At 40.4% G+C, this 26,317-nt stretch carries 22 protein-coding genes; 16 read left to right on the top strand and 6 right to left on the bottom strand.

Features of this window, described 5'->3' with window-relative positions:
* Positions 1-5 precede the first annotated feature (5 nt).
* The 8 genes from RCZ04_RS11335 (at position 6) to RCZ04_RS11300 (ending at position 5,815) form a co-directional block, all read left to right on the top strand.
* The gene (locus RCZ04_RS11335) at positions 6-713 is read left to right on the top strand and encodes a DUF2189 domain-containing protein (protein WP_460486153.1); all 708 of its coding nucleotides are present in this window, start codon (positions 6-8) and stop codon (positions 711-713) included.
* Positions 714-761: 48 nt separating this feature from the next.
* A complete protein-coding gene (locus RCZ04_RS11330) occupies positions 762-1,499 on the top strand; it encodes a DUF975 family protein (protein WP_460486152.1) in 738 nt (245 codons plus the stop codon).
* Positions 1,496-2,209 carry a DUF4197 domain-containing protein gene (locus tag RCZ04_RS11325; protein WP_460486151.1) on the top strand — a complete coding sequence of 238 codons (714 nt, stop codon included), beginning with the start codon at positions 1,496-1,498 and terminating at the stop codon, positions 2,207-2,209. The genes RCZ04_RS11330 and RCZ04_RS11325 overlap by 4 nt, the downstream gene beginning before the upstream one ends.
* Positions 2,210-2,836: 627 nt before the next feature.
* Positions 2,837-2,959, top strand: coding sequence for a lipoprotein (locus RCZ04_RS11320; RefSeq protein ID WP_460486150.1), 123 nt, complete (start codon positions 2,837-2,839; stop codon positions 2,957-2,959).
* A 141-nt stretch (positions 2,960-3,100) separates the two neighbouring features.
* Positions 3,101-4,306, top strand: a complete 1,206-nt coding sequence (locus RCZ04_RS11315) for a hypothetical protein (RefSeq protein ID WP_460486149.1) — start codon at positions 3,101-3,103, stop codon at positions 4,304-4,306.
* Positions 4,281-4,706 (top strand): hypothetical protein, encoded by a 426-nt coding sequence (locus RCZ04_RS11310; protein WP_460486148.1) that lies wholly within the window; start codon positions 4,281-4,283, stop codon positions 4,704-4,706. The genes RCZ04_RS11315 and RCZ04_RS11310 overlap by 26 nt, the downstream gene beginning before the upstream one ends.
* A gap of 48 nt (positions 4,707-4,754) precedes the next feature.
* A complete protein-coding gene (locus tag RCZ04_RS11305) occupies positions 4,755-5,195 on the top strand; it encodes a hypothetical protein (RefSeq protein ID WP_460486147.1) in 441 nt (146 codons plus the stop codon).
* Positions 5,196-5,404: 209 nt separating this feature from the next.
* The gene (locus RCZ04_RS11300) at positions 5,405-5,815 is read left to right on the top strand and encodes a hypothetical protein (protein WP_460486146.1); all 411 of its coding nucleotides are present in this window, start codon (positions 5,405-5,407) and stop codon (positions 5,813-5,815) included.
* A 272-nt stretch (positions 5,816-6,087) separates the two neighbouring features.
* Here the strand turns inward: RCZ04_RS11300 and RCZ04_RS11295 are convergent, their stop codons facing one another.
* From RCZ04_RS11295 to RCZ04_RS11280, 4 genes are all read right to left on the bottom strand, one after another.
* Positions 6,088-7,302: a Bcr/CflA family multidrug efflux MFS transporter gene (locus RCZ04_RS11295; RefSeq protein WP_460486145.1), complete on the bottom strand. Its 1,215-nt coding sequence runs from the start codon at positions 7,300-7,302 to the stop codon at positions 6,088-6,090.
* 164 nt (positions 7,303-7,466) lie between these two features.
* On the bottom strand, positions 7,467-9,959 hold the full coding sequence (locus RCZ04_RS11290; protein ID WP_460486144.1) for a zinc-dependent metalloprotease: 2,493 nt from the start codon (positions 9,957-9,959) through the stop codon (positions 7,467-7,469).
* A gap of 154 nt (positions 9,960-10,113) precedes the next feature.
* Positions 10,114-10,944: a hypothetical protein gene (locus RCZ04_RS11285; RefSeq protein WP_460486143.1), complete on the bottom strand. Its 831-nt coding sequence runs from the start codon at positions 10,942-10,944 to the stop codon at positions 10,114-10,116.
* Between the two features lie 77 nt (positions 10,945-11,021).
* Positions 11,022-11,858, bottom strand: a complete 837-nt coding sequence (locus RCZ04_RS11280) for a hypothetical protein (protein WP_460486142.1) — start codon at positions 11,856-11,858, stop codon at positions 11,022-11,024.
* Positions 11,859-13,145: 1,287 nt separating this feature from the next.
* Between RCZ04_RS11280 and pheS the strand changes: the two genes are divergently transcribed.
* From pheS to RCZ04_RS11260, 4 genes are all read left to right on the top strand, one after another.
* Complete coding sequence (gene pheS / locus RCZ04_RS11275) at positions 13,146-14,168, top strand: phenylalanine--tRNA ligase subunit alpha (protein WP_460486141.1); 1,023 nt, start codon at positions 13,146-13,148, stop codon at positions 14,166-14,168.
* 283 nt (positions 14,169-14,451) lie between these two features.
* Positions 14,452-15,363, top strand: a complete 912-nt coding sequence (locus tag RCZ04_RS11270; RefSeq protein WP_460486140.1) for an ABC transporter ATP-binding protein — start codon at positions 14,452-14,454, stop codon at positions 15,361-15,363.
* A 190-nt stretch (positions 15,364-15,553) separates the two neighbouring features.
* On the top strand, positions 15,554-16,165 hold the full coding sequence (locus RCZ04_RS11265) for a PASTA domain-containing protein (protein ID WP_460486139.1): 612 nt from the start codon (positions 15,554-15,556) through the stop codon (positions 16,163-16,165).
* A gap of 200 nt (positions 16,166-16,365) precedes the next feature.
* Complete coding sequence (locus tag RCZ04_RS11260; protein WP_460486138.1) at positions 16,366-17,424, top strand: RluA family pseudouridine synthase; 1,059 nt, start codon at positions 16,366-16,368, stop codon at positions 17,422-17,424.
* A 104-nt stretch (positions 17,425-17,528) separates the two neighbouring features.
* Here the strand turns inward: RCZ04_RS11260 and RCZ04_RS11255 are convergent, their stop codons facing one another.
* Positions 17,529-19,283 (bottom strand): TonB-dependent receptor, encoded by a 1,755-nt coding sequence (locus tag RCZ04_RS11255; protein WP_460486137.1) that lies wholly within the window; start codon positions 19,281-19,283, stop codon positions 17,529-17,531.
* Positions 19,284-19,356: 73 nt separating this feature from the next.
* Positions 19,357-22,362, bottom strand: coding sequence for a tetratricopeptide repeat protein (locus RCZ04_RS11250; RefSeq protein WP_460486136.1), 3,006 nt, complete (start codon positions 22,360-22,362; stop codon positions 19,357-19,359).
* Between the two features lie 1,292 nt (positions 22,363-23,654).
* Here RCZ04_RS11250 and RCZ04_RS11245 point away from each other — a divergent pair.
* The 4 genes from RCZ04_RS11245 (at position 23,655) to RCZ04_RS11230 (ending at position 26,311) form a co-directional block, all read left to right on the top strand.
* Positions 23,655-23,903 (top strand): acyl carrier protein, encoded by a 249-nt coding sequence (locus RCZ04_RS11245; protein ID WP_460486135.1) that lies wholly within the window; start codon positions 23,655-23,657, stop codon positions 23,901-23,903.
* Positions 23,893-24,792 carry an LpxL/LpxP family acyltransferase gene (locus RCZ04_RS11240; RefSeq protein WP_460486134.1) on the top strand — a complete coding sequence of 300 codons (900 nt, stop codon included), beginning with the start codon at positions 23,893-23,895 and terminating at the stop codon, positions 24,790-24,792. Before RCZ04_RS11245 ends, RCZ04_RS11240 begins: the two co-directional genes overlap by 11 nt.
* A complete protein-coding gene (locus tag RCZ04_RS11235) occupies positions 24,789-25,679 on the top strand; it encodes a flavodoxin family protein (RefSeq protein WP_460486133.1) in 891 nt (296 codons plus the stop codon). The genes RCZ04_RS11240 and RCZ04_RS11235 overlap by 4 nt, the downstream gene beginning before the upstream one ends.
* 161 nt (positions 25,680-25,840) lie before the next feature.
* Complete coding sequence (locus RCZ04_RS11230; RefSeq protein ID WP_460486132.1) at positions 25,841-26,311, top strand: SMI1/KNR4 family protein; 471 nt, start codon at positions 25,841-25,843, stop codon at positions 26,309-26,311.
* The last annotated feature ends 6 nt before the right edge of the window (positions 26,312-26,317 follow it).

Genomic DNA, 26,317 nt, shown 5'->3' with positions numbered 1-26,317 from the left:
TTACTATGAATTTTTCTAATATATTACGCGATACTTTTAAACTCTATCAAAGCACCTTTGGGCTACATCTTTTGGGCTCTCTTATTCTATTTGCTGTAGTGTTTATAGTATACGCCTCACTTATTACTACTATCTTCGGAATGCCCTTAGAGAATATTGTTGCTTTGCAAGATGACCCCGAGAAACTTATCGTTTTAGCCAGTAGCCGAAGTTTTGTTATTAAATTTTGGTTCTTCTCTTTGCTTATAGACGGTATCATTACCCCTCTTACAGCAGGTTTTTACAGAAATTATGTGGCGGTAATTCGGGGTGAACGCACTACTTTAGGCAACTTATTCGCTTATTATCACGCTCCTGAAACAAGTGCTATTTTAAGCCACGTTATTCTGCAGATGTGCCTTAAAACACTCCTATTAGTAGGTTTTTCTACCATAGGAATGAACTCATTAGGACTTGCCTTTACCACTATCATCTCGTTAGTATTTGTGCTCACTATCCCGATTATTATTTTCGAGAGCAAACCTCTTTTTAAGGCTATGGGTGAGAGCTACCGAAGAATAATGCTCGCTCCTTTCACTGCCCTTATCGTTACTTTCTTGGGTTGTGTTTTTGTGTTTGCCGGATTATTTTCTTTTGGTATAGGCATTGTGATTACCTTCCCTCTGCTTTTTGCAGGTATCTTTAGTATATACCTCTCAACAGGTAGAAGGTAAGGGGTAAAAGATGAAAGAGAATATACTGTTTTAAAATCTATTATAATTATGTCATTATCTAATATTTTAAATCGCGCAAGTAAATTGTACACCAATACTTTGTCACATCATATAATGGGCACTTTTCTGGCTATTGTGGTGATAAGTGTGCTTTATGTTCTTTTCTTACCCGTAATTTTAGGAAAAGGAATGGGTGATTTTCTCGAGATTATGAGATACCCCCACTACTATGAGAATTTGATGACAACCCCCGCTGTACAAATGAAAATGACGGTGCTTGCTGTACTCATCGTTTGTATAATAACACCGCTATCAGCAGGGTTTTATGAGAACTTCAGAAATTTAGACCGAGGAGAAGCTGCTTCAGCTAACAATCTTTTTGTTCATTACGCTTCGCCTTACACGGGGCGTTTATTAGCCTATGCTATTTTAGCAAGCTTACTCAATTCAGTAATTTCATATTTGGCAATTCTCGTAGGGGTTCCTGTACTGAACTTAGTGATTAACATCTTCATTTCTATGCTACTAACATTTACAATACCGATTATTGTTTTTGAAAATCAACCGCTTTTTAAAGCTATAGAAAGTAGCTGTGTGCGCATTATGAATAACTTTGGTATTGTTTTCCTCAGTTTGCTCATTGGCAGTATTCTGGCTTCGTTAGGAGTTTTGGTTTGCGGTATAGGGCTTATCTTCTCGTTTCCTTATATTTATGCTACGATTTACGCTGCCTATACAGATGAAATAAGAAAAACACAGTCGAAAATTAATAAAACAAATATATGAAAAAAGTAATGCTTTTAGGGCTCTTAACATTGGGCTCTTTTACACTGAATAGTTGTGATGAATTGCAACAGGCTATGGGCAACACTACCCAAGGCGGTAGCGGTTTTAACGTAGCAAGCGGACTAAAACAAGCCCTTGAAATGGGTGTGAGTAGCGGGGTGGATTTACTGAGCAAAGACGGCGGATACTTTAAAGACCAAGCGGTACGGATTCTCTTGCCTGAAGAACTTCAGAAGGTCGATAAAACCTTGCGTTCTATTGGGTTAGGCTCTTTAGCCGACCAAGGGTTAAAAGTGCTAAACGAAGCCGCTGAAAACGCTGTAAGTCAGGCGAAACCTATCTTTTTATCGGCAATACGAAATATGACCTTTACCGATGCGATGAACATCTTAAAAGGAGACAATACCGCAGCGACTACTTATCTAAAGAACAGCACTTACAGTTCGTTGGAGAATGCTTTTGCGCCTAAAGTGCAAGCCTCGCTTAGCGAAGTGGGCGCTGATAAAGTATGGGAGAACATCATCAATAAGTATAACCAAATACCGCTGGTAAAGCCTATTGAACCGAACCTTACTAAATACGTTACTCAGCAGGCTATCAACGGTTTGTTTGTGAAGGTGGGCGATAAGGAGAAGGAAATACGCACGAACATCTCGGCACGCACGACTCCACTACTGAAATCGGTGTTTGCGATGCAGGATAATAAATAATAAAAAATCCCTTTCTCACAGAGAAAGGGATTTTTGTTGTTTAAATGTTAATGTTTATTAAATAGCTAATTTTTCTTCAAAATAGTATTGCTATATCTTTTAAATCTCTTAAAAATACAAAACACTGATATACAACATATTTTTTTACTTCTTATCTTTTAACTCTTACCTACTTTAACCGAAGCTAAGACGAACCTAAGGCGAAGGTAAACCGAAGCTAAGGCGAAGATAAGAGGTTATTATACTGAATATCAATAGGAGAAAAGGTGCTTTTGGATTATTGAATAAAAAATGTTAAAGTTGTAGCAAAATGCATAATTGTATCAACTTTGCCAAAGGTCGTAGCACGACGAGCTGTTAGTTACGTCAACTTTGCCAAAGTTTGGAACTTTGGCAAAGTATGTAATGGGGAGTTGAAACCTTGCCGAAGGTGTCGTAGCACGGTGCGAGGTCGTAGCACGGTGCGAGGTCGTAGCACGGTGCGAGCCGCACGGGCAGTTAGTCGTAGCACGACGGGCGAAAAACAAGATATTCTTATATTTTTAACAAAGATTTAACGTTTATAATTTGCCTGTTTGAGATTGTTTCCTTTCCTTTGCAGTATTAGTAACAATAAAAACAAACTCAATGAAAAAATTAATCGTATTTTTCAGTAGTGCTTTCTTGCTGGCTGGTTGCCAAAAAGAAGACGCACCGTTTCAAGAAAATGAAGTTTCCTTAGAGGAAGCGCAAGCACTGGTAAACACCTAAGCAGGGGGCGATAACCAGTTTAAAGAGGCGTTTACCCCGCAGTGGGAGAGCTTTACGCAACAAGGGCTTAACGAGGAACAACAGCCGTATGCCTCTGTAAAGATTACCTTTAGCAAATACCCCAAGCTAAACAGCGTGTTTGTGATTACCAAGACAGGAGAGGGTGTGAACGGAAGGATTGCTATTGAGTTGCCTAAAATAGCCCCTCCAGAAAAAGAGGCAACACAAAAAGAACATCAGCATTCTCATACGGCTCGTTTTGGTTATTCTTGGGAAGAATTCGAATATGGCTTCTATGATGATAAAATAAACGAGTTAATTGTTGATATAATTCTTAGGGATAAATATAAAAAATGTGTAATTTGTAAAGGAGCGATTTATGATACAACGAATATGGAACAGATGATTCGTCGTTTTAAAAAGATTCCTGTAGCAGGAAATGTTTTCTACCCTAATTTATGTGATACCTGTACACTTTTTACATTAGAAATCGTGCCTTTAGAAGAAGTAGAACTTAAAGGAGAGAGAAGACAAGAGTATTATTATATAAATAATTTTACTCCGATTGAAACATTTAAAATATTAGAAATATTATCAGATCCTTTGGTTACTGAGGGTGCTACAGGTATCCCTCCCTGGAGAGGAAAGAATGAGGGAGGCGGTGGAAATATTCCTATTCCTGAAGAATATATAAGATATAATTGGGATGTTCCTGACCGTATGAAAGACATTATAAAGAATTTAAGTTCTTTTAATAGTCAAGGAATGCCTATCCCGTATGTAAGTAAGAATGACAGTCATCTTACACCTTTTATATTGAACTTGTTTAGACCTTCTACTGCTTATCATATTACTTTTAGAGTAGGACAACTCACCTCGCAATCTGATTATGATTCTGGTCAATTTACTAATGGTTATACCACTAAAATACCAGGAATTACCAATTATGATATTACCTTAGATGAAAGTCTACTAAGAGAAGGATCTGACCTTGCCGTTGCTCAAACAATTATACACGAGACTTTACACGCCTATATGCTGATGCAATTAGATAGAATGAAAATTGAACACCAATATAATGATATGGGTCAAAGGCTATTATTATTGTATCAAAATATTAAGAAAAAAGATACTAACATAACACAACATAAACTAATGACTGAACTTATAGACGCAATGGCAGAGTCGTTAGCACGATATGACCGTGGACAACATACAATGGACTATTACAAACAAATGGCGTGGGGAGGATTACAAGAAACAGATGAGTATAAAGCCCTACCTAGAAAGGAAAGAGAGCAAATTGAAAAAATTTGGAAATATGAGCGTACTAAAAATAAACCATAAAATAATTTTTCTCTTGATACTTTTCTTAATGAGTTGCCGTACTTCAAAAATAGACTCTAACACGGAAAAGATAGCTAATGAAGGTGAGGATTATATCATTGAGAAGTATAAAATGAGAAAAAGACAGACAGGGGGTGCCTATCTTACCTTTGATGTAACGACAAAAGGGTTTGAAATTCCAGCTAAATACTTTTACCTTTCAGTAAATGGCATTTCTTTCGACTTTCCAAACGATAAAAACACATTAGCTTTAAGTGTAGAAAGTGGCAATGTATATAAGGCAAGCATCGCTACACTTGGCTATAAAACAATTTATATCAACAGTATAAAGCCTCGTCAAAGTGATTCTATTGTTGTAAAAGCTCGTTTGTTTGAGGAAGAAAATGTTATTCTGTATTAAATAATCTTACTCCCCACTTACAAGTGGGGAGATTTTTAAATACCTGATATGAAAATCTTACCAATAAAAAAAACTCTTCTCTTTTTTGCATTACTTACGCTCATAAGCTGTTACCATTCCCAACCCCATATAAAGGTACTTGACGGTAAAGGGAGAAAAGCTGTTTTGGGTGAAGACTACACCATTGAAAAGTATAAAAGTAAACAAGTAGCAACACAAATTACTTTTCAAATAGTTGATGATTTAGGGAAAGAACCTGATACTCCCTTTTATATAGAATACAACGGAATGCTTTTTTTTGATAAACCGATTGTTACTTTTAGAGTTTTCAGTGATAGAAAATATAATTTTAGTGTAGGTTCTCGCACTTCTCAAACTATAGAGATATCAAACATTACACCTCAGTTAGGCGATTCTATTATTGTAAAAGTAGAGGTTGTAAATGAGGGGGAAATGGCTCACAAAAAAATACGCTTCAAAAAAAGGTAAGAATAGACAATTTATGACAATAGCTTATAGCTATGTCATCTCATAACACAGCATAAATTAGCAATGGCAGAATCATTAGCTTTATACGACCTTAATAGACAAAGTCAAGAATATTACCGTTTTATTATCGTGGGCAGGTTTGCAAGATACTCCAGAGTACAAAGCATTACCTCAAAAAGAAAAAGATAAAATCCAACAAATCATCAACAATGAACGCTTTAAGAATTGAAATTAGTATATTGTTCCTTTTTCTATCAACTCTAATGGGGTGTGCCTCTTATCAAATAGACCCCTATCAAGAAAAAATAGCTAAAGAGGGAGACGATTATATCATTGAAAGATATAAGACAAAAGCGGCGAGTGTGCTTACTTTTAAAGTAGTAATTCCTTATAAAGATGAAGAAGTTATTCCTTATGCTTTTCATATAAGAATCAATGGGTTACGTTTTACTTATAAAAAAACTGAAATGGTAAGTTTTTATGTTTCTAATAATCAAAAATATGATATTATGATCAATACTCTTAATTATAAGACACTGAGAAATATAAGAATCAAACCACAGTATAATGATTCTTTAGTTATAAAAGCCTATATGAAAGAAGGAATTACTGTGTTTTAGTTAATACACTCAATAAAGTATTGCAGGTAAATTAAAGAGGTTATAATGATGTTATAGCCTCTTTAAAAGTTATAACATATGAACGTGAAAGGAAATCTTAGTTATTTTTGTAAGTAGTCTACTAATATTTTTTAGTGGTTGTAACTCTCTAAAAAGGCAAATAGACCCTACACAAGAAAAAAATAGCTAAAGAAGGAGATTTAATAGTGCTTAATGCGTATTTAAAAGATACCTTGTGGAGTGAGTAAATACAATATACTTTGTCAAAAGTCTTAGGACTTTGACAAAGTTTGTGATATACGGTTTTTAACTAACAACACATAACTTAGCGCTCCCACGGCTATACAAATTGCCATTGCGAAGACCATAGGCCTTTCAGTATTGATAGTGAAGAGGGAAAGCACAGCGCCTATCACTGAACCAATGCCAAAACGCAACATTCCTGTGAGGGAATTGGCTGTACCCGCAACTTCGGGGTACATATCCAAAATGGCGGCATTGGCACTGCTGGACACTACGGATACTAAGCCTACAAACATCGCTACTCCTGCTACCGTTGCCCATAATCCTAAATGAAAAATACCGCAGACCACGAGCCACGCGCCTGCAATCAACTGAATGGTAAGCCCCATTCGCAACGACTTCTCAACACCTATCTTCGTCACAAACTTGCCATTGAGCGAGGTGGCGGTCATCATTACAATCACATTCAAAAGGAAGAAATACCCAAAATGCTGAGGGGCTACCCCAAAGAGTTTGGTATACACTATAGAGCCTGAGGTGAGAAAGCAAAACATTCCTGAATACGACAGCGAATTACACAAAATATACCCCACGACCAACTTGCTGCTCAGCAATCGCTTGTAGGTGCGGAGCACACTGCCTATTTTGAGCGGAACACGCTTGGGGGCGGGTAAAGTTTCGGGAATTTTGAAGCATACCAAAAGCGCACAACAGAGTCCTAAGCCGGCGAGTACGTAGAAGATCACGTGCCAATGAAACCAGTCGGTGAGGTGACCCCCGAGTACGGGTGCGATGAGGGGTGCAATCATTGTAACGATCATAATCATCGACATTTGGCGGGCAAACTCGTTCTTGGCAAAAAGGTCGCGCAAGAGGGCACCGGTTACCACTGCAGGTGAGGCGCCGAAAAACCCTTGTACAAAACGCAAAAGGTAAAAGTGCTCAATGTGTTGCACTTGGGTAATCCCCAAGGAAATGACTGCCGAAATGAGTATCCCGATGAGGATAATCGATTTACGACCGTAGCTGTCGGAGAGGGGCCCCCAGAAGAGCTGTCCGAAGGCAAAGCCAAAGGTAAAAAGCGCCAAAGTGGTTTGGATGCTCTCCTGAGATACGTGTAAATCATTGGCAATGTTCAAGAAGGCGGGTAGATACATATCTATCGCCAAGGGGGTGAGCATCGAGAGGATGCCCATTATGAGGACGAATAAAAAATCGGGTTTGGGTTCGTGATGTTGTTGCATTTCTCTTCAAGAAATTAAATTAAAAAAGAAGTGTGGCAAGCCACAGAAATTAAGCAAAATTTAATAAGAAAATTAAACAAAAATAGAGCAATAGACTTTGTCAAAGTCTTGGGACTTTGACAAAGTGTGTGACGCAAAAGTGACTTTTTTAGAAGTTCTTTATTCTATTTCTTAGGATTCCTAATACGTTCAATTTCCTTTAAAATCTCTTGGTAGTGAAGATGGTTGATGGATGATGAGGATTCTTTGGCAAGGGCATCTTTGGCAAATGCCTCAATAGTGTTCAAATGTTGCAAGGCAAAAAGGCGCACATCCGATACTTTTTGAATGGAAGCACCTACAGTAGCTTTCCCGTCTTTGCTCTCGGGCTCGTTGATGAGCTTATCGAGTTGTGAGAGGTACAAGCGTTCTGCCCCACGGCGGTAGGTGTTTTGGCGCTCATCGGTGCTGTTGAGGGGTTTCCACACGGCTTTAAACACATCGGCTAAATACTCGTTCAGCGGATAAGGATTTGAGGAGCTCAACGACTGGTTGTAGAGTGTATATAGGATAGCATCGCCTAACAATATACTGAGGGTGAGGCTTTGCATACTGAGGATGTTCTTATCGGGGGTAGCGCCGGTTTTCTCTACAATAGCTTGTGGGTACAACCACAAAGGGGCTTCAAAGAGCTCTCGGTCAATGTACGCAATGGCTTCTTTTACCCTTTCTTTGGGGACTTCTTTATACACTTCTTTATCGCCTACAATGCCTACATAGCGGTTGCCAATGTACTTCAACACGTGTCGCAAATAGCGGAAATACTGCTGATAGGCAGCGGTTTGCATTTCGTTGAGATGTTCGTATTTATCGTTGTCTTGTTTTGTCCACTCGGGGAGGTGTTGCACGATATAGCGAAGATTCTTCAGCGCATACGTATTGGCTTTCATCACATTATCCGATAGATCTTCGGTTTGTGCGCGCGGGTCTTCCCCACGACCTTCACCTCCGAACCACAAGCGGGGTTCAGCTTTGAGTCTTTGGGTCACCAAATTAGCCAAAGCGTTTTGTTCGGCATATTCGTCTTTATACTTATTGCCATAATAGCGATAACCCCATTCAATCGCCCATTTATCATAGATACCAATGCGCGGATAGAGCCCCTTGATGCCGATATTGTCCTCAGGCTGTGCTACATAGTTGAAGCGGGCGTAATCCATAATCGATACGGTGTGACCGTTGGCTTCTACCCATTTTTTATCGCGGAGTTTCTCAACAGGCGTCTGACTGCTGGCACCCATATTGTGGCGCAAGCCCAGAGTGTGCCCCACTTCGTGTGAGGAGACAAAGCGGATGAGGTCGCCCATCAACTCTTCGCTGAGCTCCATAGAGCGGGCGCGCTTATCCACGGCAGCTACTTGAATCATATACCATTGCTGGAGGAGCTTCATCACACTGTGATACCACCCGATGTGGCTTTCGATGATTTCCCCACTGCGAGGGTCGGCGATATTAGGTCCATAAGCATTACTTATTTCGGAAGGGAGGTAACGAATGACGTTGAAACGCGCATCTTCGAGGCTCATTGAGGGGTCGTTAGGCCAAGGTTTAGCGACGATAGCGTCCTTGAATCCCGCTTGTTCAAAAGCTACATTCCAATCGTTTACACCTAAGATGAGGTACTTTTGCCATTGCTTAGGCGTGGCAGGGTCAATATAAAAAACGATTTGCTTTTTGGGGCGCACCAACTGACCGCTGAGGTACTTTTTCACGTCCTCTTTGCGGGGTTCTAAGCGGAAGCGGTGAATGTAGTACTCGGTTTCAGTGCGCTGTTGCTTATCGTTGAACTTGATGAATTTACTGGCGAAATACCCCACACGAGGGTCGAACAAACGCTTCTGCATCGGTTCTTTGGGGAGCAATACCATAGAGACGTTCAGCTCTAAGCTTACTGCCCCTGTGCGATTAGCGGACGGAATGGTGCTGGGGGAAGCGTTATAGGTTTTGAGACTGTTCACCTCGACATTGATAAGATAAGGGCGGATATCTTCTACAAACGAGCGATCATTAGCAACCCCGCCTATCTTCTTATCGGTTTTCATTTTTGCCGGTAGTGAAGTGATGGTGTTATCTCCCTTGAAGAAATCGGTGATATCAATGAGTTGGTTTTTGTTCTTAGGGTTGCGACCAATGACGGTGAATGAGGCTACCACAGGGTTGGCGCTGGAATTGGCGACTGCCACTGCGATATTGCTTTCATCGTTTGCTTCTTGCAAGTTCAAAAAAGAGCGCAACAAAAGGGTTTTCTCGTCGCGTTGCTCGAAATACACCGTTTGCTCATTCACCTTTTCGCCCGCATAGAGTCCGAAGTTCTGAGGGGCTGCTTTTAGGCGTGTTACGCACAAGAAATAGCGATTCAGCAGACTATCGGGCACTTCAAAGTACCATTTGTCTTCAATTTTTCGCACCGTAAAGAGTCCGTTGCGTTCCAAGCCTTTTTTCTTGAGGAGTTTGTCATACGCTTCTGCCCGTTTTTCTTCGGGGGTCTTTTCGGGTTTTTCAGCGGTTTTGGTTTTGGTAGTATCTTTGGCAATAGTATCTTTTACGGCAGGGGTTTTCTGCGCAAAAGAAAAAGCCGTGAAGGCTAATAGGAATGTTATGAGTAATGTTTTTTTCATTAGGTGTTAGAGTTCAGGTGTCATACCTGTGGGACGAATCAGAAATGTGGGACGAATCAGAAAAAAGAACTATCAAAGTGCTAGTAAAACTTTGCTACCGGCACAGGAGGAAACTTTTTTCTGGAAATTATTAAATAGTTAAATATAACAAGATTTAGTCATTATAAACTCGTTCCATTTTTACGATGTACTTATACATAAATGTATCAAAGTTAATTTTCTTTTTATTAAAGGAAATTCTACGGACTCCTCCTCCGGGATGTACAGAACCTCCTTCTGCACTTGCATAGATAATAATATCGTTTTTGATACCAATAACTATGGCTATATGTACTTCATCAAAACCTATCAAATCTCCTACTCGGATATTATCAATTCCTTCCTTTAAGCTAACTTTGTAAGTATTAGGAAAAACTGCATAATTCTTTGCATAAGTTTTTTCTAATAAATTTACATCTGTTACTGCTTCTCCATTATAAAGAGCCCAACCTACAAATGAAGAACAATTGAGTCCGTTTTCAAAAGTATCGCCTAAATTCTTTACTGTATGACGAGGGTAACGGGGATGTGTTTCTACTAAAGTTCCCCAAGGTTTATGAGTTGCTCCTCCCTCTTCAAAAGGTCTTAGGAAAAGTCCTTTTTTGGTAAATCTTGCGATGTATTTTTGTTTCATTTCTGAAGTTTTCCATTCATAGGCATACGGAATAGCGTATTTCATACTTACTAAAAAAGCTGCTGCTGCAACAGTTTTGTTGCGAGCTCCTTGTGTGTTTGCCAAAGTAGTAGCAAAAGTTTTTTCGGCTTCTGCGATTTCTTCTGAGGTAAATTGAGCTTGCCCTAATCTCAACCGGCTGTCTTTTTTGTTATAATCAAAAGAAAAATTAATGTCAGCATCTTGAACTGTTACTGTGTCATTATCTTTACTACAATTTGTAAGTACAAGAGCTATGACTCCTACGGACAATAAATGATAAATTTTTTTCATTTTGTATAGTAATTTAGATATCTTTTTTATAACACTTACAAAAGCTAAGTGTTTATTATTTAGCTTTATGATTTTATTCAGTCATTATAGACTTTTTCCATTTTTACAATATACTTGTATGTGAATGTGTCTAAATTTGTAGTTTGTTTATCAAAATAACGATATCGAAGGCCTTCTCCTGGATGTACAGAGCCTCCTTCTGCACTGGCATATATAATGTGGTTACCTTTCACGCCAATAACCATTGCGATATGAGCCTTATTAAAGCCAATCAAATCACCTACTCGTATATTGTCAATTCCTTGTTTCAAGGTTACTGTATAGGCATTGGGGAACTCTGGATAGTTGGCTGCAATATATTTATTTAGTGTATTGACATCTATTCCTTCTACTGCGCCACCATTATAAAGAGCCCAAGTTACAAAAGATGAGCAGTTCAATCCGTTTTCGTAATTATCTCCTAACCCTTTTACTTGGGAACGATCGAACTTTGGATGTGTTGGGACTAATTTTCCCCAAGGCTTATGAGTGCCATTAGCATCTTTAATTTCATTTAAGAAAAGTCCTTTTTTAGTGTATCTTCCTACATAATCATAAATTCCATCACTCATATAATACCGATGAGCATACGGAATGGCATACTTCATACTCACTAAAAAAGTTGCTGCTGCAACAGTTTTGTTGCGAGCTCCTTGTGCGTTTGCCAAAGTAGTAGCAAAAGCTTTTTCGGCTTCTGCGATTTCTTCTGAGGTAAATTGAGCTTGCCCTAATCTCAACCTGCTGTCTTTTTTGGTATAATCAAAAGAGAAATTAATGTCAGCATCTTGAACTGTAACTGTGTCATTATCTTTACTACAATTTGTAAGTACAAGAGCTATGACTCCCACGGACAATAAATGATAATTTTTTTTCATTTTGTATATTTTAAGATTAAAGTAATTTAAAAGTAAAGGTTCCTAAAAGAGGTTCCGTCTGGGTTTAGTATAACATCTTTAAATTTATTAGTAGTAGTGTTTGTGGCAATTGCGTATGTGTCGCAACAGATATTTTCTTGTAGCGAAAGTACGAAAGCTCAACTATAACATTACAAAAAACATATACTTTTAATAGGGTGTTTTACTTTTGAGTGCAAAGTTACGAAGTAATTAGCAAATGAGCAAATTTTAGGTGTTAGTTAGAAACGAAAATAATTCACTTTCTCGTAGAGTGGCCGGCGGTTGGACGGTTAGGCTAAGTTTTGATATGGGATTTTTCAGGTTTTTTTTGGTTAGATTGAATAAGCGAAATGATAAGGTAGGGGGGGGTCGGAAGAAAGCGAAAGTTTTCAGAAGGCATTTTTTAGGTAAAAGATAAAAGGTAAAAGGTAAAATGGGTATGGTTAGCTTATACAAAGCTTATAGGATGCTTATACGAATCTTGGACGATTGTTATACAAAAGGTGTATAATTAATTGATTAATAATGTAATACAATAATACTAAAAATGCCAAAAACAGGGTTTCGAGGCGAAAGAAAGAGAAGAGGTGATAGGCATTAGGCCATAGGCAATAGGGGAGATGCGACGAGGGACGAAGGACGAGGGACAAATTACGAAGGACGAATTACGAGAGGCGAATGACGAAGAAAACCTCCCCCTAGCCCCCTCAGGGAGGGGGAACTGTAGTGACGGGAAAAGAGGGATAAACATCCCCCCTACCCCCTTCAAAGGGGGAGATGCGACGGAGAGGATGCAAGAAATAAAGGCAGTAGAGGTTGATAACATCCTCCTATTCACTTATTACGCAATTGCGGACAACCTCCAAAGGGGGAACTGTAGCGACGGAAAAAGAGGGATAAACATCCCCCTATTCACATACTCCGCTCTCGCGGACTTCCTTCAAAGGGGGAGATGCGATGGGGGACGAAGGACGAGGGACGAGAAAACCTCCCCCTAACCCCCTCAGGGAGGGGGAACTGTAGTGACGGAAAAGTGAGAAAAGCCTTCCCCCTATTCACATACTCTGCTATCGCAGCGCACATACTCAGCTGTGCCAGCTCGCTGACTACCCTCAGGGAGAGGGAATGTGTGAGGGTTATCATAACTGACTATAGCACCTATGCTATTATTTTTTAAGTCTTGTTTTATATTAATAAGCTTGCTAAATGAAAAATTATTTATACTTTTGCGCTTTGGGAAAAACTAAATAAAAATCGTATTACTGTATGATTATTGATAAAATAAAAGAGCACATCGCTAAGATAGAGGATTTTAGTGCAAAGACTAAAGAAGAACTGGAACAATTCCGGATTCAGTATCTCGGTAAAAAAGGGGTACTTAACGACTTTTTTGCTGCTTTTAAAGAAGTGCCTAACGAGGATAAAAAGACTTTTGGGCAGGTGGTGAACGAGCTGAAACAAAAAGCGGAAGCTAAAGTGCAAGAATGGCGTGACCGCTTAGAAGAACGCACAGAAAGCAAGGGTGTATACGGTGACCTTAGTCGTCCTGCGACTCCTACCCCTATTGGGGCACGTCACCCTATTTCATTAGTAAAGAATGAGATTGTAGGTATCTTTGCTAATATAGGTTTTGACGTATCGGACGGACCTGAAATGGAAGACGATTGGCACAACTTTACTGCTCTTAACCTTCCTGAATATCACCCAGCCAGGGATATGCAAGACACGTTTTTCATACAAACAAATCCTGATATCTTGTTGCGCACCCACACCAGCTCGGTACAAATACGCTATATGGAAGCTCATCAGCCGCCTATACGGACGATTTCACCGGGTAGAGTATTCCGCAACGAGGCTATTTCGGCACGTTCGCACTGTTTGTTTCACCAAGTAGAGGGCTTATATATCGACAAAAATGTATCGTTTGCTGACCTAAAACAAACCTTGTTGTACTTTACTAAGCAGATGTTTGGCAAATCGCGCATACGTTTGCGTCCGTCGTACTTCCCGTTTACGGAGCCGAGTGCTGAGGTGGATATCTACTGGGGATTGAACAACGAGGTGGATTACCGCATTACTAAGGGTACTGGTTGGCTCGAGATTATGGGCTGTGGTATGACTGACCCTAACGTGCTTAAGAACTGTGGCATTGACAGTGAAAAATACAGTGGCTTCGCTTTTGGTATGGGGGTGGAGCGCATTGCGATGCTTTTGTACCAAATAGGGGATATACGTATGTTCTATGAGAACGATATGCGTTTCTTGGAACAGTTTAAGAGTGCGCTCTGAGTGCGAGGTGCGAGCCGCACGGGCAGGTTAATTAGAGAATGAGATAATGTGAGAATGTGAGAATGAGAAAATGTGCAGAAACCTCCCCCTTAGCCCCCTCAGGGAGGGGGAATGTGTGACGGAAAAAACTTTCTTGAGAGAAACATCCCCCTAACCCCCTTCAAAGGGGGAATGTGTGACGCTCATCGTACACAGGCAAACATACGGACAGGCATACAAACGGGGACATACGGACGGGGCATATGGACATTATGCTTTATTAGATACTGATAACTGAAAAATAATGCTAAACCTTAAAAATATATTCTTTGCCTATGAAGGGCAAGAGCCTATACTGCAAGACATTTCTTTTGAACTGGCACAAGGCGAACACCTTGCGCTGATGGGGGAAAGTGGTTGTGGGAAAAGTACCTTGCTAAAAGCTATTTACGGACTTATTGATGTGCAAGGAGGTGAAATATACTTCAACGATGAACGTGTATGGGGACCTTCACGACAGTTAGTACCAGGGTTTAAGGCGATGAAATACCTCGCACAGGACTTTGGATTAGGCCCTTATCACACTGTAGCTGAGAACGTGGGAAAGTTTATTTCGAACCTTGATTTAGCATACAAAAAAGAGCGCGTAATGGAGCTACTCACCTTGGTGGGAATGGAGCGTTTTGCGCCCCTAAAAGCCTTAAACCTCAGCGGAGGAGAAAAACAGCGCGTGGCGTTGGCAATGGCATTGGCACAAGAGCCTCAATTGTTATTGCTTGACGAGCCATTTAGTCAGGTGGACAACTTTAGGAAGAGTGAGCTACAGCGCACCCTCTTTGCGTATTTGAAAGCACAGAATATTAGCTGTATTGTGGCTACACACGACGGGAAGGACGCGCTTTCACACTCTGATAAAACCCTTATAATGCGCAACGGGAAGGTATTGTTTTTCAGCAATACGCTTTCGGTTTATTTTCAAAATACGGATTATTACACTGCCTCACTTTTTGGAGAAGTGTGTTGGCATAACGGAAAACTCTTCAAGCCTCAGCAGATTATTATTACTTCAACCTCTGACTGGGAAGCTACCGTACAACACTCTTATTTTCAAGGTATACAATACCTCATAGAAGCTACTTCGGGAGAAGGAAAAGTGTACTTTTACAATGACACGCCCATAGAGAAAGGAGAAAGGGTGTGGCTGGAAGCGCAATAGATGAGGCTGAGTACATATACAGCAATATTTTTCTTCTTATAGAGATATATTAATCATAGTTATATCTTTTCTAATGATTTCTTTAATAGAAGGATTGACTATGAGGAAGACTTACATACGCTTATTCTACATTTGTATTGTTCTTTTCAAAAATATTTGTACCTTTGCACCATAACAATACTTACAAAGTATGGAAAAGATTAAAGAATTCTTTAAAAACTCAGGAAAGAAACTTGCTTGGCAATTTGCATTTGCCATAGGGGTATGCATTATATTAGTTTGGTGCGTATTACAACTCTTGCGCATCTATACAGGGCACGGAGAGTATATTACTGTACCTAATTTGAGCAAGAAAACGCTTACTGAAGTGGGGGTGATATTAGACAAACAACAGTTGCGCTATGAGGTACTGGATTCGACAGAATACGACCCTAAATATCCGCCGTTATCGGTAATCAGTCAGACGCCTGAGGCTACCGAGAGAGTAAAGAAGAACCGCAAGATATATCTTAATATTAATCCGTCGGGCTATCATAAAGTAACGGTGCCTAAGGTAATACAAGTAACGCGCCGGAACGCTGTGGCGACTTTGCAATCGGTAGGGCTTGCTATTGGTAGGGTTACTTATGTGAATGATATAGGGAAGGATATGGTATTGGAAATGCAACACGACGGAAAGCCGGTACAACCTGGTGATAAACTTATAAAAACCTCACGTATAGACCTTGTATGTGGCAATGGTTTAGAAGCTCGGGATACTATCCCCACTGAAATACCTATTGAAGAACTGATGGGGGATTAGTGCGAGCCGCACGGGCGGTGTGAGTCACACAGGCGGTGCGAGCAATGCACGCGGTGCAAGCCACACGAGCAATTAATTGAAAGGTAAAAGACAGAAAGATGTTAGTACATAGGGCTATTATAAATTTAAACTTTGGTAAAGGTCGTAGCACGAGACGCTATTAGAAGCTTTGGTAAAGTTTGTGGCGGAAATGTAAGGTAATGCGTGATATAGACGAGATAGAAGAATTAGATGATTTAGAACCAGACGAAGAGGGAGCTCCTTCTCTTTACGAGCATTACTCCTTTACGGCGGGCAAGGGGCAAGAACCTTTGCGCGTGGATAAGTTCTTGATGAACTTTGTAGAGAACGCCACCCGCAACAAGGTGCAACAAGCAGCCAAACAGGGGAATATTTTTGTGAATGGTGAGCCTGTGAAGTCTAATTACCGTGTGAAAGCTAACGACGAAGTGAAGGTACTTTTTCCTCACCCTCCTCACGAGGATTTGTTAGTACCTGAAAACATTCCTCTAAACATAGTGTATGAAGATAACAGTCTGCTGGTAGTGAATAAGCCTGCGGGTATGGTAGTACACCCTGGTCACGGCAATTACAGTGGGACGCTCATCAATGCATTGGTATATCATTTTGAGAACTTGCCTAACAACAGCAGTAATCGTCCTGGGTTAGTACATCGGATTGATAAGGACACCAGTGGACTTTTGGTAGTGGCTAAAACCGAAGAGGCGATGTTACACCTCACCCAACAGTTTTTTAATAAAACTACTCAGCGCGAATATATAGCGTTAGTTTGGGGTAATATAGAAGAAGATGAAGGAACGGTGCGTGGGCATATTGGGCGGCACTTAAAAGACCGCCTACAAATGGACGTTTTCCCTGATGGTTCTCACGGCAAGGAAGCGGTGACCCATTACAAGGTGTTAGAACGCTTTGGCTATGTAACACTCATCTCTTGCAAGTTAGAAACAGGGCGTACTCATCAGATAAGGGTACATTTAAAACACATAGGGCATACTCTTTTCAACGATGAACGTTATGGAGGCGACAAGATTCTGAAAGGAACAACTTTTGCCAAATACAAGCAGTTTGTGGAGAACTGTTTTGCGGTATTACCTCGCCAAGCCTTACACGCTAAAACTTTAGGGTTTGAACACCCTGTTACTCACAAGTACCTCAGCTTTGATAGTGAACTTCCTGAGGATATGCAACAGTGTATTGAGAAATGGAGGAATTATAAGAGGTCGATGGTAAGTGAATAAGGAAATAATAAGGGAGATAAAGTATAGAAAACATAAAATTGAGGATATAAAAAACAGCGGTATGAATGCTTATTCATACCGCTGTTTTTTGTTAGTATATATTGTTACTTATTACTTAGGCTAAACAGATAACGTATTCCTGCAAAGGCTTGTACGCCTTGTGAAGGATAATACAGCCATTTTTTATAGTGCTCACTGGTGAGGTTGTTGGCTTTTAAGAACACTTGCCAATGTTTGTTGAAAGTGTAATCGACGTGGAAGTTGATATCAAAATAACCTTCTAAAGAGAGCTTCTCGGGAATAGGATTAGCAACGGTTACATAATCGAGGTCATAGCGCTTTCCTACATAGAAGAAGTCGAAGCCAGCAAATAGATTAGGTAATATTCTAAAATCAGTGAAAAGAGATACGCGTGTGCTGGGCAAGTTCCAAGCGGTCTTGTCTTTTTGTACACGGGCGTTATAATTGTTATATCTTCCTTCAAAAGTGAAAGAGAAAACGTCTTTTATATTCCCTCCGATAGAAGCCAAAAGTTCCATATCGTTTACTTCGTCATACACTACCTTAAAAGAGTTGTTATATTGATAAGGTAGTATTTCGGTAGCGATAGTAGGTGTCTCGGAATTGGTAGTGAACAGAGGCATTTCTTTATACTGACGATAGCTACCTTGTACACGATAAAGCAAATCGGAGGTTACTTTTCCTTTAAGGGCTACAAACGCATCAGCTTGTACATTGGTAGGCTTTATTTCCTGCATAGGAGAAAGATAAGGGTTCTGTTTGGTGAGTTTCTCCACTGTGTTTTGTTGCATAATACCGCGTATACCTGCGTGCAATATGGCATCAGCAGTTAGCGGATAAGAAGCCTCTACATCGGGATAAGCCTTGAACTTGCTTTCTTCGGACTGGTTTGCATCTACATACATCAAGGCAACGCCTAATTTTAAGCTCAAATCCTCAATAGACAAATGGTAAGAAGGATTTACCCCGAAGAGCATCCAACGGTTATTGAGTTCATTTATCAAGTTGTTTTGACGAGTAAAGCTACCATTGTAATAATCGAGAATTACATTGGCACGGAATTTTTGGTCATCGGTAATAGGAACTTCGAAGGTGGGTTGAGCTTTTACGTTTAGCTCTTTACTATCGAAATGGTCGTAGAGCCCACGCACGCTGAAGTCGAGACCTTTGAAGTAAGGGTTAGACCATTGGAGGTAACCCCCTACGCCATAGTCGAAATAGGTTTGGTGCACATCGTCTACTTTGCTAATTAAATCTTGCCTTGTATAAGAAGCGGGACGAATACCATACCAATTGTATAAACGGCGACCTATATCAGCATTGAGCCCCCAGAGTACATCTTGGTTTTGAAAATCATAACGCAACTCGGCTGATGAGAGTGCATAATTAGTATCGGTGTATACCTCGTCCATATCATCAGTAGCTGAGATGTGATTCAGTAAGAAAGAAGCGTTACTGTTATCAGTTACAGGGAGGGTGATATTGGCATCGGCATAAAAAGTATTGAGCATACCGAAGCCTCCACCGATATAAGAATCTAAATAGTCTTCGCGAATTACCTTTGGTTTTACTGAAGCCGCTTTTCCTTTGTCGGGAACAAAAGTAGAGGCTACCGGTACTGAATAGATGGTATAGTTGATTTGCTTTTTCTTAACGGTAAGCGAATCTTTTACGTTTGCATCTTCACGCTTCTTCTCGGCGTCGGCAATCGTAGGAGCATATGATTTTACCACATCTACCACTTTGGTAGAGAGACTGTCCTTACGGCTTTGGGCTACTGCCATTGTTGAGGCAGAGAACAAAAGCATTGTTAGAATATGGGTAACTTGTTTAGTCATAACTTTCTTTTATGTTTTAAACCTCCCCCTTACCCCCTCACGGAGGGGGAACTGGTGACGGTCATCATACTTTTTATTTTACTGATGAATTACTTTTAGCGGCTTCGGCTTTTACTACTGCGAGTTCTTTCTTGGCTTCAGCTACTATTTCAGGAAACTCTTTAAAGTTCTTTATTACACTTTCTAAGACGTAGGAGGCTTGATAAGCATCTTTGAGTCCGTAGAAGTTCTTAGCCATTACGATAAGGCTCTTAGCGGCAAACTCTTTGTGTCCGCCATAGTCTTTGGCAATCTTCTGCACTACGTCATTAGAGGCTTTATAATTGCCGTCTTTATTTTTAAAGTAAGCATCGTAATACAAGGCTTCGGCAGCAAGACTACCGGTAGCGGTTTTCTGTACCTCTTGGTAATACTTGCGGGCTTGGGTTTCATTGCCTGCCTGACTATAAGCACGAGCCAACACTATATAAGCGTCGTTTTTGATACGGTTATCGATAGATTTTTCTTCTAATACCTTATTAGCATACTCGATAGCTTTATCGTACAGTTTTTCGTTATAGCACACACGCATTAGGTTGCTTTGTGCATAGGTTTTGTTCTGTGCGATAGTAGCGGTGCGTTCGAGGTCTTCGAGATAAGGTTTAGCTTTTAGATAGCTACCTGCCTCAAGAAGGATTTGGCACACACGCGTAAGCGATTGCTCACCGTATTCATTAGAACCGCTCTTGGTTACATTTTCATAATGCGTAAGAGCTTTGGACTTCTGTCCGTTAGCAAAATACATTTGCGCCAAGTAAAACTCAGCATTGGTGCGCCGCATACCATTAGGGAACTCTTTAAGGTATCTTTCAAAACCTGAGATAGCCTCTTTGGTATTGTTTTGCATATACTGGCGTTCGGCAGCTTCATAAGTAGCACCTTCGAGCTCAAGGTCGGTTACCTCTACATATCCTAAGCCCTTAGCCCAAGAAGCGTATTCGTTTACGTTGCCCATATCTACATAAATGAGTTTCGCAGAAGCAACGGCTTGTGAGGCTTCATTGGTATTAGGATAGTCTTTAGCAATGGCTTTGAAGAGGGTTAGGGCTTTTTGGTTTTCATTTCTATTATAATACACTAAACCTTCGCGGAGCATTGCACGGGGCACCAGCACATTACCTTTATACTCTTTGGCAAGTTGCTGATAGTATTGCAATCCTTTTTGGGTATTTCCTTTAGATACATAAGCATTTCCTAATTCAAACAAAGCATTAGGGCGCAGATTAGAGCTTTTGTAGTTCTTAACGAAACGCTCTAAGTCTTCAATCTTGCTATTGAGGCGGTCTACAAACCCATAACTAATAGCTTTTTGATAGGCAGCATAATCTTGGTCGGAGGTCTTGGCTTCGATGAGCTTATTATAGCCTTCCATTGCAGGCCAGTATTTACCTGTTACGAAGTAAGAATCGGCGAGACGGAGCATTGCGTCGTGCTTCCAAACGTTGTTTTTAGGGCTCTGTTTGAGGTACTTCTCAAAATTAGCGATAGCACCTGCATAGTTCTTTTGGTTAAAGTTAGCATAAGCTAAACCGTAGAAGCCTTTGGCATACTCCTCGGTTTTAGGAGCTACTGAACTATTGAGGAACTGAGTGAAATAAGATTCAGCTTTTTTATAATCCTTGAGCTGATAAGCTGTTTCACCTGCCCAATAGGTAGCACGAGCTGCAAGTGCAGAACTACCACCCATCGCTTTTTGGAGGTAATTTAAAGCCTCGTTGTATTGCAATTCATTAAAAAGTTCTAATCCGCGGTAGAAGGCTACCTTTTTATAGGTTTCTTTGTCCTTAGGATCATTTGATTTTTCTAACAGACTGATAGCGGCTTGATAGTTACCAGATGAAATATACGAATCGACTAAGAGCGATTGTATTTCGTCTTTATGGTCGTTAGGATAAGCTGAAGCGTAAGCCTGCAACACGCTGGGCACACTCTCGTAAGGGTTCCCGATTTCATAACTAAGGCGTGCGTAGTTTAGGTGAGCGTCTTTTTTAATTTGCTTATCGAAGTCCATTTGAGAGGCATTGCGAAAAGCGTTAAGTGCCTCTTGTTTTTGGTTGGTTTTCAAATAGCACTCAGCTAAATGATAATACGCGTTTTGAGCAACACTATCATTACCTCCTACGATTTTGTTGAACTGCTCGATAGCCGCTTTATAGTCGTTATTTTTGTAATAAGCGTATCCCAGATAGTAATAATCGGTATTGGAGAAGCGTCCTTTTTTACCTTTATAATTTTGCAAGTAAGGGATAGCTTCTTTGTATTTCTTGAGGTTGAAGTAGCTTTCGCCTATAATCTTATTGAGCTCAGATACTTCTTGAGCATTCTTGGTTGTGGCAAGCTGTTTTTGTCCTTCGGTAATAGCTTCTTGATAAAGGGCTTGTTTGAAGTACATATTGGCTTGGAAATACGATACGTTCTTGGTGAGAGAAGCGTCTTCTTGTTGTACTTCACGGAAGTAGCTTTCAGCCTTTGAATAATCGTCCTTATCATAGGCGATATATCCTAAGTAATACTTGGCATTAGCACCGTATTCTTTGGTGTTTTGCACCGACTCAAAATAGGGTTTAGATTCGGCTTGTTTGCCGGTTTGGAAGAGGCAGAAGCCTTTTTGGAAGTTGTATTTGGCTTTATCGCTACTGCTTATGCTTTGGTCATCGATTGCCTCGTACCAAGCGAGAGCATCTTCGTAGTTACCCTGTTGATAATATATGTTAGCCATTTGCAGATAAGCCTCAGAGCTCAAGGGAGAGTCGGGGTGATTGACGATAAAGTTATTCACCAGGGCATCAGCTCCGTCTTGATTAAGGATAGCGGCAATCGTGGCTACGTAATACTCACTTTGGGTTTGGATAGCTCTATCGGGATTGGAGGTTTGTTCTTTGCGGAACAAGTTCTGAGCAGGCTGATAGAGCTTGCGATTGTAGAGTTCCACCGCCTTTTGATATTGGCTTTGTGGGTGGGTAATCATTTCAGTTTCTTGTGCCCATAGCAGAGGGCTGAACGCCATCAGGGAGAGCACTGAAAAAAGTGTTTTTTTCATAATGCTTTAATTTTAATACCAATCAAGGGTTGAATAACTAAGATTATAAACATCCCCCTCTCACATACTCCGCTCTCGCGGACTTCCTTCAAAGGGGAATACCTCCCCCTATTCACATACTCTGCTCTCGCAGACTACCTCCAAAGGGGGAATTAGGGACGCAAAAGCGACTATGATGTTGTAAATCAGAGACAATCTTTTAAACCCTTGATTTACATTATTAGATGTTAGGATATAATAGATGGGGCAAAGATATGAAATAATTATGAAATACGAATAAAAAGGGGAAGAAATATCTAAAATTGGGTGCGAGGTCGTAGCACGACAGGCTGTAAGGGAGAGATTGGTTGGAGGTGGTCGGACGAGTAGGACAAATCGGACATTTCAGACTTGTTGGAGAAAGTCTTAAAAACTTTGAGGAGTCTGAAGGAGATAACCTCCCCCTAATTCACTTACTCCGCTATCGCGGACAACCCTCTCTGAGGGGGAATATGTGATGGAAAATGGGATATTGGTGCTGTAGAAAAAAAACAAAGCGTTTCGGAAGAGAGTTTTTAGGTAAAAGATAAAAGATGAGCTGTGAGAAAGGTATGGTTAGCTTATACAAAGCTTATAGGATGCTTATACGAATCTTGGACGATTGTTACACAAAGGGTGTATAAGTAATTGATTAATACTGTAATACAATAATACTAAAAATGCTGAAAATAGGGTTTCGAGGCGAAAGAAAGGGGAAGAGGTGTTAAGCATTAGGCCATAGGCATTAGGGGAAAATATGACAAAAACCTCCCCCTAGCCCCCTCCAAAGGGGGAATTAGTGACGGAAAGGAGATAGTAAGGCACACGGGCAGGTGGAAAATTAGAGCAATGGACATTAGGGGGAAATGCGACGGAAAAAAGAGAGAAACCTCCCCCTAATACACATACTCAGCTGTGCCAGCTCGCTGACTACCCTCGTGGAGGAGGAATTAGTGACGGGAAAAGAGGGAGTAAGAATGTTTGAACCTCCCCCTAGCCCCCCTCCAAAGGGGGGGTGTAGTGACGGAAAGACGAATAAATGACGAATGACGAGGGAAAAATGGAGAATTTTTCAACTTTGCCAAAGGTCGTTGCACGACTGGCTATTGAAACTTTGGCAAAGTGTGTGAGGCAAAGGAGACTTTTCAGAGGGTTGTTTAATTATAACTATTTAGTTTTAGGCTTTTTGCAGAATGATATTTGTTAGGAAAATTGCTTATTGACAAAATATTCGTATCTTTGCCCCTTAAAAGTATTAGCTAATATATAGAAGAATGAATAGACAGGAAATTATAGACCTCACTACCCGTATTTTTGTAGAGGAATTTGAGGTAGATGGCAGTGTGATTGTGCCTGAGGCGAACTTCCGCGAATCGTTGGGCTTAGACAGTCTTGACTATGTGGATTTAGTGGTGCTGATTGAACAAGAATTTGGAGTAAAATTGGTGGAAGCTGATTTTAAACCTATCGTAACCTTCAACGACTTTTATACTACCTTAGAAAACAAAGTGAATGCACGCTAACGACGACAGCAAGACCAAATGGCAAGGGAAATCTAAAGGTACGGTACTGGGCTACCGTATCTTTGTATTTCTTATGAAACACTTAGGTATTTATGCGGCTTATACTTTGCTTGTGTTTGTAGCGTTCTACTACTTTTTGTGCGAGTGGCGCTCTAATGGCTATATGTATTACTATTTCCGTCATCGCTTGGGCTATGCTCCTGTGAAAGCAGTAGTGAGTTTATACTTGAGTTACTTTACTTTCGGACAAACGATTATCGATAAGATTGCTATCTTGGCGGGCTTGGAAGAGAAATTTACTTATGAGTTTGATGGGGCAGAAAGCTTGCATAAACTATTAGACGAACAACAGAGCGGGGTACTTATTTCGGCACACATAGGCAACTTTGAAATTGCAGAACCTTTTTTTAGGAAAATAGACATCAACTTGAAGATTAGTACCGTAGCTACCGATATGGAACGCTCGGTAATTAAGGAATATTTGGAGACGATTTCGAAGAACCACCCTTCCAATCAGTTTATTTATGTGGAAGAGGATATGTCGCATATTTTTAAAATCAACGAGGCTATTGCAGACAGCAAGATAGTGTGCTTTACGGGAGACCGGTATTTTAAGGGTACACGCTCACTGAAAGGAACGCTTTTGGGCGCTGAAGCTACGTTCCCAGCAGGTCCGTTTTTGATTGCTTCACGGTTGAAAGTGCCGGTGTTATTTGTGTATGTGATGAAGGAAAGTAGGCTACATTATCACCTCTATGCGCGAGTAGCAGAGGTGAAAGCGCGCGATGCCCAGTCGCTACTGAATGCCTATACCGAAAATATGGAGTTGATGCTCCAAAAATACCCGCTACAATGGTTTAACTATTTTGACTTTTGGGACGAACAATGAAACGCATACTCGTAGTATATTACACCCAAACGGGGCAACTCAAAGAGATTATTGATAGTGTATTAGCGCCACTTACGGACGTTACTATTGATTTTTTGCCTATTGATACGGCTAAGCCCTTTGCTTTTCCGTGGACGAGTGACAGCTTTTTTGACGCTTTCCCAGAGTCGTATCTGCAAGTTCCTCAACCGTTACAACCTTTTACTCTCCCCCATACCGATTACGATTTGGTGATTTTGGGCTACCAAGTATGGTATCTGTCGCCTTCTATTCCGTTCAATTCGTTTTTGCAACACCCCGAGGCCAAAAAGCTCCTCAAAGGCAAACCTGTCATCACCATTTCAGGCACACGCAATATGTGGGTGATGGCACAACAGAAAGTGAAAAAACTCTTAGCTGACTGCGGGGCGCATTTGGTGGGCAACATCGCTCTTACTGATAGACACCACAACTTGGTGAGTGTGCTCTCTATTGTGGAGTGGCTTTTTACGGGCGACAAGAACAAGCGTTATCTCGGCTTTTTCCCAAAAGCAGGCGTTTCCGACAAAGATATACAAGGCGCGAGCGTATACGGACAACTTATTGCCAACCACCTACAAACAGGTGATTACACAGGTTTGCAACAAGAAATTGTAGCCCACAGTGGCGTGCATTACAAGCGCTTTCTCGTTTCGGCAGAGAAGAAAGGTAACCGAATATTTGGTATCTGGGCAAAAATCATTTACGGCAGCAAGCGACGCAAATTCTTGCTCAAATGCTTAAAATACTATCTCTACATCGCTATTTTTATACTGATGCCCATTGTGTGGCTACTGTATTGGCTCACCTACCCATTGTTCTTTTGGAAAGTAGAGAGCGACAAGAAAAAATTCACAATGAACAATTGATAATTGAGAATTAGGGTAGCATTGCAAACTTTGGCAAAGTTGAAAAGGTAGTAAAATCGCTTTTGCATTGCGTTGTAAGGGCAAAGTCAGCGAGCTGACGCAACTGAGTATGTGAGGCGATTCGCCCCTACGTAGCTGATTCACATTTGTAGTATCTTTTTATGAATTATCTAAATAAACTAAAACAAAAGGGAAGATTTAAATATTCTTTAGGAGCTAATCGTGAAGAGATTAAGTATATAGAAGATGAATTAGGAATATTACTCCCTGAGGCATATATAGATTTCTTATCAGAATGTGGCTCGTGTACTTATGCAGATGCTTATATCAATGGTATTTATAAGAAGGAAACATCACTTTCTTACCCTATTATAGAGCTTACAAAGCAATTAAGAGAAGAATTACATCTCTCTGACGACTTTATTGTATTGCGTTATGAAATAGATGAATTTCTAATTTTATATAAAGTTTCTAAGACTGTCCGTTTGAAAGACTCTAAGGTTTTTGGGGCAGAAGTCTTCTGTAACGAGGAAGACACATTTGAAATTGATACCCCAACACCTATGTTTAATTCTTTTAATGAATATTTTGAAGACTTTTTAGAGCTGGGTAGTAACACTAATCAAAATTAAACTAGA

This window comes from Capnocytophaga sp. HP1101, assembly GCF_054772415.1.
This window is presented reverse-complemented; position numbering and strand designations above follow the sequence as displayed.